The 12,491-nt window shown below is 67.6% G+C and carries 14 protein-coding genes; 4 read left to right on the plus strand and 10 right to left on the minus strand.

The annotated features are described in order from the left end of the window. Positions 1–286: 286 nt before the first annotated feature. Entirely contained in the window at positions 287–484 is a 198-nt protein-coding gene (locus tag ACFV4K_RS20805; protein WP_379276917.1) for a YncE family protein, read from the minus strand. 247 nt (positions 485–731) lie between these two features. On the opposite strand from ACFV4K_RS20805, the gene ACFV4K_RS20810 reads away from it, so the two are divergent. Continuing rightward, the gene (locus ACFV4K_RS20810; protein WP_379276919.1) at positions 732–1,370 is read left to right on the plus strand and encodes a hypothetical protein; all 639 of its coding nucleotides are present in this window, start codon (positions 732–734) and stop codon (positions 1,368–1,370) included. A gap of 100 nt (positions 1,371–1,470) precedes the next feature. Beyond that, entirely contained in the window at positions 1,471–2,841 is a 1,371-nt protein-coding gene (locus ACFV4K_RS20815) for a cytochrome P450 (RefSeq protein ID WP_379276922.1), read from the plus strand. 40 nt (positions 2,842–2,881) lie between these two features. On the opposite strand, the gene ACFV4K_RS20820 is transcribed toward ACFV4K_RS20815, so the two are convergent. From ACFV4K_RS20820 to ACFV4K_RS20830, 3 genes are all read right to left on the minus strand, one after another. Continuing rightward, the gene (locus ACFV4K_RS20820) at positions 2,882–4,129 is read right to left on the minus strand and encodes an FAD-dependent monooxygenase (protein WP_379276923.1); all 1,248 of its coding nucleotides are present in this window, start codon (positions 4,127–4,129) and stop codon (positions 2,882–2,884) included. 108 nt (positions 4,130–4,237) lie between these two features. Beyond that, positions 4,238–5,320 carry an MFS transporter gene (locus tag ACFV4K_RS20825; protein ID WP_379276925.1) on the minus strand — a complete coding sequence of 361 codons (1,083 nt, stop codon included), beginning with the start codon at positions 5,318–5,320 and terminating at the stop codon, positions 4,238–4,240. A 32-nt stretch (positions 5,321–5,352) separates the two neighbouring features. Beyond that, positions 5,353–6,159 carry an LLM class flavin-dependent oxidoreductase gene (locus tag ACFV4K_RS20830; RefSeq protein ID WP_379276927.1) on the minus strand — a complete coding sequence of 269 codons (807 nt, stop codon included), beginning with the start codon at positions 6,157–6,159 and terminating at the stop codon, positions 5,353–5,355. A 270-nt stretch (positions 6,160–6,429) separates the two neighbouring features. Between ACFV4K_RS20830 and ACFV4K_RS20835 the strand changes: the two genes are divergently transcribed. Then, positions 6,430–7,242, plus strand: a complete 813-nt coding sequence (locus tag ACFV4K_RS20835; protein ID WP_379276928.1) for an SAM-dependent methyltransferase — start codon at positions 6,430–6,432, stop codon at positions 7,240–7,242. Positions 7,243–7,253: 11 nt separating this feature from the next. Here the strand turns inward: ACFV4K_RS20835 and ACFV4K_RS20840 are convergent, their stop codons facing one another. Then, entirely contained in the window at positions 7,254–7,742 is a 489-nt protein-coding gene (locus ACFV4K_RS20840; RefSeq protein WP_379276930.1) for a DUF420 domain-containing protein, read from the minus strand. A 150-nt stretch (positions 7,743–7,892) separates the two neighbouring features. Here ACFV4K_RS20840 and ACFV4K_RS20845 point away from each other — a divergent pair, with 150 nt between their 5' ends. Then, positions 7,893–8,696 (plus strand): hypothetical protein, encoded by an 804-nt coding sequence (locus ACFV4K_RS20845; protein WP_379276931.1) that lies wholly within the window; start codon positions 7,893–7,895, stop codon positions 8,694–8,696. Here ACFV4K_RS20845 and ACFV4K_RS20850 read toward each other — a convergent pair. From ACFV4K_RS20850 to ACFV4K_RS20870, 5 genes are all read right to left on the minus strand, one after another. After that, complete coding sequence (locus ACFV4K_RS20850) at positions 8,642–9,199, minus strand: helix-turn-helix transcriptional regulator (protein WP_379276933.1); 558 nt, start codon at positions 9,197–9,199, stop codon at positions 8,642–8,644. The genes ACFV4K_RS20845 and ACFV4K_RS20850 overlap by 55 nt on opposite strands. Before the next feature lie 113 nt (positions 9,200–9,312). Continuing rightward, positions 9,313–9,654, minus strand: a complete 342-nt coding sequence (locus ACFV4K_RS20855) for a hypothetical protein (RefSeq protein ID WP_379276935.1) — start codon at positions 9,652–9,654, stop codon at positions 9,313–9,315. Between the two features lie 46 nt (positions 9,655–9,700). Further along, complete coding sequence (locus tag ACFV4K_RS20860; protein ID WP_379276937.1) at positions 9,701–10,543, minus strand: acyl-CoA thioesterase; 843 nt, start codon at positions 10,541–10,543, stop codon at positions 9,701–9,703. Between the two features lie 9 nt (positions 10,544–10,552). Beyond that, a complete protein-coding gene (locus tag ACFV4K_RS20865) occupies positions 10,553–11,701 on the minus strand; it encodes a hypothetical protein (RefSeq protein WP_379276939.1) in 1,149 nt (382 codons plus the stop codon). Next, the coding region (locus ACFV4K_RS20870; RefSeq protein WP_379276940.1) for a metal-dependent hydrolase at positions 11,701–12,491 on the minus strand (791 nt) is incomplete at its 5' end. The genes ACFV4K_RS20865 and ACFV4K_RS20870, both read right to left, overlap by 1 nt.

The following is a 12,491-nucleotide window of genomic DNA, read 5'->3' on the forward strand; positions in this document are numbered from 1 at the left end:
TGTCGAGCCTGTATCGCTGACGGCTCGGCCCGCGACGGCAGAACTACCCATGACATACCTATCTTTGCCGCCCCGCCCCGCCCCGCCCCGCCCCGCCCAGCAAAGGCGCTGGCATGGACGGGCCGAGGTCGCGCGCCGGTCTCAGGGGACGAGCAGGTGGGTCCCCGCCGCCCGCGCAGATGCCGAGCGGATCGTGCGCCGCCGATGGTCGAGAACGATCCGCGCGGAACTCAGCGTGACGCGAGTCTGTTGGTCGCTGCCGCGGTCGCACGCCGGCCCGTCGTATTCACTGCGTCGTCACCACCGATACCGAGCCGGAGCGGGAGTTCGCGATGTACAGGCGGCCGTCGGCGGACATGACGAGGCCTTCGGGTTCCTGCTCGACGCGGATCTGGTCCACGAGCTTGGCGGTGGTCTGCGTCGAATCACCGGGACCCACCGGCTGTCGCTCACCCTCGGTTTCCGCGTGCTCACTACCTGCCATGGTCAAGTCCTCCCTCCTGACCGCGCTGTCCAGCGCCGGGGCACCGTACCGCGAATGTTCGAATCCGGCATGGAGGATTGCGCGACGCCGTTGCATTCGCCGTCGCGGCAGGGTTGCCGCGCCGCCGATCAATTGGCTTGGCCGTCAATCTGTTTCACATCCGAGGTGCCGGTTGCCGGGTGTAGCGGATGGCTTGCGGTGCGGTAATCTCTCTGACCAGCTGAGTTCTCTAGATCGGAGCGGGTTGGTGAGTGCGGTGATGTCCCCGGTGCGGCAGGGACAGCCTCGGTCCAAGCGGGTGTGGATCGCCGGGGCGGTGGTGCTGGCAGTGGCGATCGCGGGCGGCGCTGTATATCTCGTCACGTCCGGCTCTTCCGACGAGGCGGCCGCGGGGCCGACCTATCACGACACGAGCGACGAGTGCACGCTGGTGTCCGCCGCGCTGCTGAGCCGGTACACCCCGGGGGCGCAGTGCAAGCGCACCCCGACGATGACGCTCAACCCCGACGAGGTCACCCACACGCCGAGCTGGACCACGGTCGATTCCGTGACCCATCCGGTCAGCATCCAGGTGGTCCTGCGCATGGCCGCCGGCTCGCCGTCGATGTACAGCCGTGCCCAGAGCTCGCTTTCCGATGTGTATCTGCCGCAGCTCAACGAGTCGAAGTCCGTCGAGATCACCCCCGCCGAACTCGGGTCGAAGGTGCAGTCGGCCGCCATGGTCAGTGGTAGTCCGAAGGCGATCCCGGGGCGTTCCGACGCCCGACTCATCCTGCGTTCGGGCAATGCCGTCGTGGACGTCGTCGTCAACGACTGGAACGGCGCGGCCGCCTCGGAGGCCGCGGCGAAGGCGATCGCGGCGGACGTCGTGGCCAATCTGCATTAAAAAGCAGGAGGATTCGGCAAAATACGCCGAACGGCGGTGTGGACCCCTTCCCTGCGGGTAACTTTCGGCCTTGTCGACAGTTACGCAGGAGGGGTTTGCCTTGCCCAGAACACAATTCGTCGCGGCACCACCGGCGGGCAGCGAGCTTCGGCAGATCAGCGGGCCGGCCACGAACTGGATCACGCAGCTGCGGCGTCAGCGCCGCGACCCGCACGGCTCGGCCCGGGAGGACGAGAACACCTACGGCCCGGTGCATGTGCTGAACATGTTCGGCAGCCGGTGGATCATCGCCGCCGGTCCCGATGCGGCACAGCAGGTCTTGATGAACCGGAACCGGGTCTTCGCCAACGGTCCCGCGTGGAAGCCGCTCAACGGGCCGTTCTTCGACCGCGGCCTGCTGATGCTCGATTTCGACGAGCACAAGGCGCACCGCGCGATCATGCAGCAGGCCTTCGGCCGCTCGGCGCTCAATTCCCACCTGGAAGCCCTGCACGCCATCGTGGAACGCCATATCGCGGAGCTGCCGGAAGGCAGTGTGGCCGAGGGCAACCCGGTGCTCATGCACAAGTGTTTGGAGCAGCTGACCCTGGACGTCGCCCTCGAGGTGTTCATGGGTGCGCGCCTGCCCCGCGCGGAGGCCGACCGGATCAGCGGCGCCATCATGACGCTCCTGCACGCCGGCGGCGCGATGGTGCGGCTATCGCTGCCCGGCAGCCGCTGGCGGAAGGGCCTGCGCGCCCGTCGCACCCTCGAAGTGTTCCTCACCGAACGGATCACGGCCGCCCGCGACCAGCAGGGCACCGACCTCCTGTCGATGCTGTGCCACGCCACCGGTGAGGACGGCGAACGCTTCACCGACGAGGACGTCGTGAACCACATGGTCTTCCTCCTGGCCGCCGCCCACGACACCACCACCGGCACCCTCGCCAATATCGTCTACAACCTGGCCAGGTACCCCGACTGGCAGAAACGCGCCCGCGTCCGCTCCCTCGACATGCCCCACGAGCTCGGCTACGACGAACTCGCCGACCTCACCGAATTGGACTGGATCTTCAAGGAAACGACGCGCCTGTGCACGCCGATCCAGATCGAGCCCCGCGTAGCCGTGCAGGACACCGAGATCTGCGGCTACTTCGTCCCCGAAGGTTCGATGGTGGTCGTCCCCGCCCTGGCCAACCACCACCGCCCCGAAATCTGGTCCCAACCAGAGGAATTCGACCCGGAACGCTTCAGCGACGATCGCGCCGAACACAAACGCCACCGCATGGCCTGGGCCCCCTTCGGCGGCGGCCCCCACAAATGCCTGGGCCAGCACTTCGCCGGCCTCGAAATCAAAATGGTCCTCCACCAGCTGCTCCGCAGCTTCGAATGGGAAGTCCCGCAGGACTACATCATGCCCCTGGACATGAGCGCGACCCCGCTGCCGGAAGACTCACTGCCCGTGACTCTTCGGCGACGGGCCACGGAGTGAGAATGGGACTGTCGCCGCTGGACCGGATCCGGATCAGGCGTCATCCCTCATCGACTCCAGTTCTCGTTCTCGCCCACGCACTGTGGTTCTGATGCTCGTAGTCGTCGATGGTCATGGAGTTGTACACGCGGCCGGTCTTGCTGGCGAGCCGCAGGAGGGCTCGGCGGGGGCGAGCGGGGAGAGCTGAGATCAGGCGAGCGCCTTGGGTCAGGCCGGTGATCCCGAGGCGGGATGCGGGGATGAGGGTTTTCGCGGCGCTGAGGGCGGCTGCTCGGCTGGCCTGGATGTGGGGTGTCATCACGCGTTCGTAAGCGGCGAACGCACGTTCGTGGTTGCCGCCGGCTCTGGCCAGTTCGCCCGCGAGGACATAGGCGCCGACGACTGCGAGGGTGGTGCTGCCGCCCACCGCCGGGCCGGGGCAGTAGCCCGCGTCGCCGACCAGCGTCACCCTTCCGTGAGACCAGGTGTTCAGGTGGAGTTGGGTGATCGAGTCGAAGTAGAAGGCCGGGGTGCTGTCGAGCTCGGTCAGCCAGTGGTCCACGTCCGGATGCATGCCCTGGAAGGCGTTGCGCAGCAGTTCCTTCTGCCGTGGCACATCGCGGTAGTGGTAGTCGAGCTCCTGCTCGCTGTGGAACAGGAACAGCGCCCGTGCCTCGCCGGAATGTCGGGTGCCGTACATCCCCACGGTCCGGCCGACGCCGACGTGAATGAGCAGCTCACGTTCCAGCGCGGCGGCATCGCGCAGGGTCAGAACGCCGAGATAGGCCCCGATGAAAGTGCTGGAACCGGGTTGGTCGCCGAAGACGAGCCGCCGCACCGTGGAATGCAGCCCGTCTGCGCCGATGACGAGGTCGAACCGGCGCGGCCCAGCATTCTCGAACCGAACCTCGCCGTCCGGCGAGAGCTCGGTGATCGAGTCACCGAACTGGTACTCCACCTCGTCACACGTTGCGTCGTAATAGATCTCGCTCAGATCATCCCGCATGATCTCGACATGCCGATCGGAGGCGGCGCTGAAGATCTTGCCGAGGTCCACCCGAACCGCCCGCGACGACCCCTCCGGCCGCAACGCCAACCGCGCAGTCCCGGTAGCGCACTCCCCGATCCGATCCAGCACCCCCATCCTCTCCGAGATCTCCACCGCAGGCCGGAACAGATCCACCGCATGCCCCCCGGCCTTGCGCACCGTCTCCGCCCGCTCCACCACGGTCACCGAAAAACCATGCCTGTTCAGGCAATACGCCAACACCGGCCCCGCGACACCGGCCCCCGAAACAAGAATCCGCACGAAGCCCTCCTTGTGAACGAGCCCCCACTATCCACCGCCCACCCACCCCGGATATAGGACAAATGTTCCCAAGGCCCGTCGGCATCACCGACGGTTCAGATCTACGGATTACTGCGTTTGCGGAACCTCCCATAGAGAGCTGACCGGCAGGCGGGTCAGCCAGGCCATGCCGGTCAGCAGCGACAACAGTCCGGCGACGAGCACGGTGCGCGCACCGAGGCGGGTGGTGAGCGGGGCGGACACGAACAACGACACCCCGCCGATGGCCACCGCGGCGGGCAGCATCGCCAACCCGGTCCGCAGCGCGTGGTAACCGAGCACCTGCTGCATGTAGAGCGCCACGAGGACCTGGAAGGCGAACATCGCCGCCAGGGTCAGCATCTGCACCGCGTTCGCGCCGGAGACATTGCGGGAACGGAAGATCCGCAGCGGCAGCAGCGGCGCGGGTGCCGTGGCCTGACGAACCAGGAAACTCGCCAGCAGCAGCGCCGACACCAGGGCGAGCGTGAGCGTCCGAGCCGCCAGCCGGCCGTGCTCGGCGATCCCGACCACGGTGTAGATCCCCAGCATCAGCCCCGACGTCACCAGCACCGCGCCGAGGACGTCCACGCCCGCACCGAATCCGATCCCGCGATCGGCGGGCATCACCCGCAGGGCCAGCACGACGGTCGCCAACCCGATGGGCGCGTTGATCAGGAATATCCAATGCCAGTTCAGCGCATCGGTGAGCACCCCGCCGAGCACCTGCCCGACCGAGGCGCCGGCCGCGCCGGTGAAGCTGAAGACGCCGATGGCCTTGGCGCGCTCGGCATTCCCGGTGAAATGGGTGATCAGGATGCCGAGCGCCACCGACGCCGCGAGCGCGCTGCCGATACCCTGAAGAAACCGCGCCGCTATCAGCACTTCCCGTCCGGTGGCCGCACCGGCGAGAACCGAGGCCGCGGTGAAGACGACGTTCCCGGCGATGAACATGGTCCGGCGCCCGATCAGATCCCCGAGCCGCCCGGCGAGCAGCAGGAGTCCGCCGAAGGCGATGAGATAGGCATTGACCGTCCAGCTCAGTTCGGACGGGCTGAAGCCGAGATCCCCTTGGATCGAGGGCATGGCGACGGTCACGATGCTGCCGTCGAGGATGGTCATGAGCATCGACGCCGACAGGGTGGCGAGGATGAGGCGCTGCGAAACCGACATGATCTGTCCTGTGCTCGAGAGTGGAGGGAGCTCTACTGCGCGGCGCGCACGTCGGCGGCGAATGCGTAGTCGCGCCGCCAATCCGGGCCGGTCGGAGCCAGCACGACCCGCTCGACACCGGCGGCTTCATAGGCGACCAATTCGTCCGCCGCCCGACGGGGATCCGCCGAGAGCGCCGGCGCGACGACCGTCACCGCGGGGGTCTGCCGCTCATGCTGCTGAGCGAGGTTCTTCAACTCGGCCAGCAAGCCGGGAAGATCGTCGAGGCCCGGATTGATCGGCATCCAGGCATCCCCGTACGCGGCGGCCCTGCGGCGTGCCCGAGAGCTGTTGCCCGCGACAAGAATCGGCGGCACCGACGCACCCGGCGACAGTGCGACGTCGAGGCCCTCGTCGAGCGCCGTCTGCGTACCACTGATCAGCCCCGGCAGTACGGCCAGCGCCCGATCGGTGCGAACCCCCCGTTCCGCGAACGGCACACCCGCCGCCCGCCACCCGACATCCCCGTGCGCCGGATTGCCGGTCCCGATTCCCAACAGCAGCCGCCCCTCCGACACCTGCTGCAGCGTGCCGATCTCCTTGGCCGCCCACGCAACCGGCCGCATCGCCACCAACATGGCCCCGAACCCGACCCGAATCCGATCGGTCACCGCCGCCGCCGTGCTGAGCGCTACGGTACTGTCGAGCATCGGCTGACTGGCGACGAGGTGATCTGTCGCCCAGAGTGATTCGAGCCCCGCGGCCTCCGCCACCCGCGCGCTCTCCCGAACCTCCCGCGGCCCCGACCCCGTGCTGTGCGGTCCCGACGTGGGCAGAAATACACCGATCCGAATAGCCACCGAAGGCCTCCACTTTCCCTGAGCGTTTGGTACCCGACCGACGCTATGGCACTCCCACGAGCGTTCCAATGCGCGATTCACTCAGATCTATATCCGAAGCGCGCACCTCACGTCCTGCGGTTGAGAGCGGCTGGAAGCGGGATGTCCTTGCCGGTCGGGTGTTTCGCGTGGGTTCCGAGGTTCGGGGTATTGCCCGATCCGGGGGCGTTGATCACGGCGCTGCGGTATACAGGCGGGGGACGGGTTTTCGGATACGGGTCGTAGGGGGCCATGGTGGCGGGTTCGCGTGAGCTACGTACTGATGTGCCGAATTCGGCTCGGATGTACGACTACTTCCTCGGGGGGAAGGATAATTACGAGGCGGATCGGGATGCGGGGGACAAGGCGCTGGCGGAGTTTCCGGCTGTTCGGGTGACCGCGCAGACCAATCGGGAGTTCATGCGGACCGCTACCCGGTATCTGGCGGGGGAGGGGGTTCGGCAGTTCCTGGATATCGGGACCGGGATACCCACCGAGCCGAATTTGCATCAGGTGGCGCAGGGTTTGGCGCCTGAGTCGAGGGTCGTTTACGTCGATAATGATCCGCTGGTGTTCTCGCACGCGCGGGCATTGTTGGTGAGTGCGGAGGAAGGGCGGACGGCGTTCGTCCTGGCCGACGCGGGGAAGCCGGAGGAGATTCTCCAGGCTCCGGAACTGCTCGAGACGCTGGATCTTTCGCAGCCGGTCGCGGTGTCGCTGATGGCGGTGCTGCATTTCGTGCCGGGGGATGTGCACGAGATCGTGCGGACCCTGATGGAGCCGCTCGCGAAGGGGTCGTATCTGGCGGTCTCGCATGTCACGACCGATTTCGACGCCGGGCCCGATGATCCCGAGGGGATGGCCCGGCTCTTGCAGGTCTATATCGATCGCGGGATACCGGTGCAGCCGCGCACCCGGGACGCGGTCGAGCGGCTGTTCGACGGGTTGGAACTGGTCGAGCCGGGGGTGGAGATGATCCACCGGTGGCGCAATCCCGACGAGGAATTCCCGCCGGGCCACGACAAGAACGTGTCGCTGTACGGGGCTGTCGGCAAGAAGGTCTGAGCCGCAGCGGGTTACGCGACGAAGGCCAGGCCGTAGAAGATCCAGCTGGTCACGGCGGTCAGCGTCATGCCGATGGCCGCGATCGGCGCCCAGCGGCGATGCCAGGCGCTGTGCGCGCCGGGGTGCGGCGGCGAATCGAAGTTGCGGGCCGCGCGGATGATCACCACGGGCCACAGGACGACCGAGAAGACCGCGCAGGCCAGGTGGATGGCCAGGGCGGTCCACACCACGGTGGAGGCGGTGCCGCCGACGACGCCCGCGGCCCGCTCCTGCCAGCCGTTGAAACGGACATCCATCTCGAAGAGCACCACGGCGGCGAGCAAGCCCACCGCCAGCAGGATCTGAACTCCCTTGTGCAGGCGGAACTTTCGATTGACCCTGGCCTGGTAGACGCTCCACGCCAGGACGGCGACGACGATCGCCATGACCAGCACCATGGTGTCCATGGCCCACGACGCTCTCGTGCCGAGGAAACCATCGACTCCGGGGAAGTTGTTCATCGTCAGTGCCTTCACCTCTCTGCGGAGACAAACTTACCGACGGTGCGTCGGGAAGATCCGCGGACCGCGAGCGTAGCAGCGCGCCCGGCGTGTCCGGTTATCCCCCCTTTTCAGCCGCATCACCCCTCGTCGGCAGGGGCCCGGCGGCTGTTGGATGCCGTTATCGTCACCGTCGAACGGAGGGTTCATGTCCGGAACGCCGATATCGCCTGCGACGCCGCCGCCGATGCCGAGGCCGCTTTCGTCAGCATCCGGCGTGGCTATCACGTCATCCCGAAACACATCTTCGGTATCCCCAGCGACGAAATCGCCAATAGCGGACCGCAATTGCCGTTGTGGCTGGAGCGCCCGTTCTTCCAGGCGCTGCTGCGGCTGCACCAGGGGAATCTGACGAAATGCGGTCTGCCGAAACCGGATCACAAACTGTTCGAATCGCATCCGCTGCTCAACAGTCAGCTGATCCACTACCTCCAGCACGGTGATGTCGCGATCCGCCCCGATGTCGCGAAGCTGGAAGGCTCCCGGGTCCGGTTCACCGACGGCAGCGAGGAGGTGGACCTGATCCTGCACGCGACGGGATACGACTGGTCGATTCCCTACGCGGAGAGGTACTTCGATTGGACCGAGGGCCGACCGGACCTGTACCTGTCGGTGTTCAACCGCGAGCACCGCAATCTGTTCGGACTCGGCTACCTCGAGATCAACTCCAGCGCGTACACGCTGTTCGACCACATCAGCAATGTCGTCGCCCAGTACCTGCACGACCAGCAGCACAACCCCGTGCGGGCTGCGGCATTCGAGGGACTCATCGCCGGCGATCGGCCGAAACTCAACGGCGGCATCAAGTTCCTGGCCTCGGCTCGGCACCGCGCCTGTGTCGACGCCCGCGCCCATCACGGCTATCCGAGCGGGCGGCGCGCCACGCTGGGCGCGGACCCGGTCCAGCGGATGTAGGCGCGGCGGAACTCGCGGATATCGCTGTACCCGATCTGGTGCGCGATCGCCGAGATCGGCAGCCCCGAATCCTGCAGCAGATAGGTGGCGCGCCGTTCCCGCACCCGATCCCGGACCGAGCTGAAACTCTCACCGGCGGTGGCGAGTTGGCGGCGCAGTGTGCGTTCGGTGACGTGCAGTCGCGCGGCGACCTCGGCCATCGTCAGGGGATGCCGCAGATTCTGCTCGAGCAGGGTTTCGACGATCAGCATCACGTCCGGTTCACGCCGCCCGCCCACCTGCATACCGAGCGGCCGCCCGGGCATATCCGCGATGGCGCGCCGCAGGACGGTGACGGCCTGCCGGAAGGACACCTTGATCGAGTCCGCGGTCAGCACGTCCGGCGCGGTCAGACCGGTCCCCGTGAACCACCGCCCGACGTCGCGCGCCTCCCGTGCGCCGATCTCGACCAGCCCGCTCAGGACCGACGGGGGGATCGTGGGCAGATCCAGCCTCGTGCTCACTCCGTCCGGACCTCGCGCCGACGGACGCCAAACTTGGTCACACGTCCAATCTAAGTTCGCGAGATCGTTTACACCAGCGGACACCGGTCGTCACCCCTCGAACGCGGCGGGGCTCAACAGCCGCCCATCCAGGCCAGCACCGTCCGGTGCAGCGCGTGCCATTCGTCATTGCCCTGGCCCGCGAACTCCCCGTCCGTACTCAGCTGGAGAGTGTGCGCCGGCCGGACACCGGTCACGCAGTCCGATGGGGCGACCGTGATGTATTGGCTCTGGAAGCCGTTGGCCTGGAGACCATCCGGCGTCGCACCGCTCCACAACTGGAAGCCGTAGCCGCGGACGGTGGCGTCGCCGGCGTCGCTGGCCGGCTTCATGCCGGTGGTGGCGGCGGTGACCCACTGCGGGGACACCACCTGACGGCCCTCGGGCGTGCGGCCGCCGGTGCGCAGGAGGGCCACATCGGGTTTGACCGCATCGATCGGGAGCGGTAGCAGCCGGCCGCGCTCAGGCGGCGCTGCGCATCAGGCCCTGGGTGTCCACGGAGGCCACCAGATCGCCTGCCCGCGTGAAGATCTGGATCCGGCCGTGCATCCGCCCACCGCCCGCGAAGTTGCTCTCGCACCGCATGAGCAGCCAGTCGTGCAGGCTGAATGGGCGGTGGAAGGTGACCGTCTGGGCGAGCATCGCGGCGGCCCCGCGACCACCGAGGCGAGCGATCTCGGACTGCGGGTAGGGCCGCATGGCGACCGGGCCCAGGAAGCCCTCGCTGCCGTGGGCCAGCAGCGCGCGGGCGAGAGCGGGCTCGTCCGGAGCCTTGTCGCAGCGCATCCACACGTCCAGGGTCGGCGGCCCGGCCAGTTCGAGGGCGAGCGCGTCGGCCCCGCCGAGCGTGCGAACCTCCCAGGGCAGCAGCGCGCAGGGCAGCTCGTCGCATTCGTCGGGACCGGGCACGTCCTCGGGGAGGCGGGCGCTGTGGGCGAGGAAGTCGGGCTCCTCGACGCTCAGCATGGCCAGCACGCGCGCGTGCTCGCGCCCTTCCTGCCGGAACGACACCTGAACGGTGGCCAGCGCCCGGCCGGACTGCACGGTCTCGACCTCAACGTCGACATCGCGATCCGCGTACCCGCCGCGCGGAAAAACTCCGTGCAGCGATTGGACGGCCATGTGCGGCACCGTGCGCTCGGCCGCGATGACGGCCTGGGCGAGCGTCTGGCTGCCCAGGGTCGTCGGCAGCGTCGAGGTGACGTTGCGGGCCCGGAACCGCCCGGGCCCGGCCTCGGTCAGATCGAGAACATCGAGCAGGTCCGTCAGGTCGACGACCGGCCACATGTGGGTACCACCAGCCATGGCCGAATGTTAGCTGTCGCCTCCCGCCAGGGCCGGGGTCAGTCCCGCGTCGTGGGAACCGGTCGCCGGGCGGAAGGAAACCGCTGCCACGGAAAGGATCCCGACCGCGAAGCAGGCGAGGGTGTACCAGAGGTTGCCGATGGGGTCGCCGTTCTCGGTGATGCCGTTCTTCGCGTTGAAGAAGTCCGGGAGGGCAGTGGCCCACAGGACCGCGAAGACGACGAGGTAGACGGCGGCGTACACGCGGACGAAGGCGTTGTCGTAGCGCGGTTCGGTGTTGCCGGGCTGCCGCAGCCGCGACCACTGGCGGTACATCAGCCAGACCGCCACCGCCGAGAGCACGATCAGCTCGAGCGCGTAGATGACGCCGCGCACGGTGGTGCTGCCCGCGCCGAGGACCGTGGCCGGGAGCGGGAGGATGAAGGTGCCAGCGGAGGCCGCGAGGCCGATCACCAGTGTGCGCCACACCAATTGGACACCGGTGAACTGCTCACCGGCATCCACGCGGCGGCCCACGAAACGGTAGACGCAGAAGGCCAGCGACATCGGCCACAGGGCGGCGAAGACCACGACGCTCGGCAGCGGCACCGAATCGAACATGGGCTGGTTGAGCGGGTTGTCGGTGGTCCACTCCCACCAGCGCAGTTGCGGGCCGATCTGGTCGAAGATCTCGTAGAACGCGTGGTGCACGAAGCCGACACAGGTCGCGCCCGCGAGCGCGCCGTAGCGGAAGACACCCAGCATGCGCACGAGCTCGTAGGCGATCGTGGCCATGAACGGGTAGATCGCCACGATGTAGAGCGGCAGGCGGCCCCACAGGAAGTCCACGGTGAACACGTTGTGCGCGAACATGGTGTCCACGTGTTCGGAGATGCCGAACGCGGCGGGGAAATACAGCGGCGGCTCGATGACGAACAGGTACGCGGTCGCGCCGAACCACAGCACCAGGTTGGTCGGGTCGCCGTGGCGGCGCAGCCGGATGACGGCCCACACCAGCGCCAGGATCGAGCCCAGGATGATGGTGGTTTCCAGGACGGGCAGGGTCCAGTTCTCCAGTGCCAGCGGGCTTCTCAGCTCGAACAGTCCGCCGGCCTCCTCACAGGAGAAGCCGAGCGACTTCGCGAGCCCCTCGAAGGTGGGTGCGCAATGCTCGGCCATCAGTTCGTCCCCGCTCCGGACGTCTCGGCGGTGTACCAGCGGGTCACGTCGTAGCCCTCCCGGTAGCGCTCGAACCACACATCGGCCAGAGCGGGCGTGGCCTCGTGCGCCGGATTGTGCTTGGGCAGCTGGCTTCTGATGACCCCGCGCAGCGCGGAGAGCTGCTCGCCCAGCGGCAGATCGTCGAAGGCGCGCGGGCCCGGACCCGCGTACGGCAGCGCGAGGCTGGGCACCACCTTGCCCAGCAGCTGCTGATAGCGGTAGGTCGCGAACATCGACATGGCGTCGATCTTCCGCTCCTCCAGCGGCACATGCTTGTTGAATCCGGCGCACGCGATCCGCACCATGCGCAGCACGTGCCGGAAGATCGACGGCGCCACCCGCATCCGGTACAGGTCACTGCCCACCAGGGAATCGAAGATGATGAGCGCGGAACTGCGGTGCTCGACCTCCTCGACGAAATGCCAGATGAACAGCGACGCGACGCGGTCGTCGCCGGGCCGGAACAGCGAGGCCTCGTTGTCGAGCATGAGCTTGAACACCGAGGTGAAGGTGGCCTCCAGGTCGGCGGTGTAGGCCAGGCGGTACTTCAGCGGCTTCTCGGCGGTGAGCTTGTCGAATTCCCCCACCACCTCGTCGAGGGTCTCCTGCAGGCCTGGGTAGGCGCGGATCAGGCCGCGCACGTGCTGGCGGTGGGCGGTGGAATGCTGCCCCTCCTGCCGCATGAAGGCGTCGGCTTCCTCGGCGACCTCGGGGTCGGTGAACTGCGACTTCGCCTGGGTGATCATCT

It is taken from the genome of Nocardia sp. NPDC059764, assembly GCF_042732555.1.
Lineage (GTDB): Bacteria > Actinomycetota > Actinomycetes > Mycobacteriales > Mycobacteriaceae > Nocardia.

Coding starts and splice junctions, on each gene's coding strand:
- ACFV4K_RS20805 (WP_379276917.1), bottom strand. CDS start 484: ATGGCAGGTAGTGAGCACGCGGAAACCGAGGGTGAGCGACAGCCGGTG.
- ACFV4K_RS20825 (WP_379276925.1), bottom strand. CDS start 5,320: ATGTCGGTTTCGCAGCGCCTCATCCTCGCCACCCTGTCGGCGTCGATG.
- ACFV4K_RS20835 (WP_379276928.1), top strand. CDS start 6,430: ATGGTGGCGGGTTCGCGTGAGCTACGTACTGATGTGCCGAATTCGGCT.
- ACFV4K_RS20840 (WP_379276930.1), bottom strand. CDS start 7,742: ATGAACAACTTCCCCGGAGTCGATGGTTTCCTCGGCACGAGAGCGTCG.
- ACFV4K_RS20860 (WP_379276937.1), bottom strand. CDS start 10,543: ATGGCTGGTGGTACCCACATGTGGCCGGTCGTCGACCTGACGGACCTG.
- ACFV4K_RS20865 (WP_379276939.1), bottom strand. CDS start 11,701: ATGGCCGAGCATTGCGCACCCACCTTCGAGGGGCTCGCGAAGTCGCTC.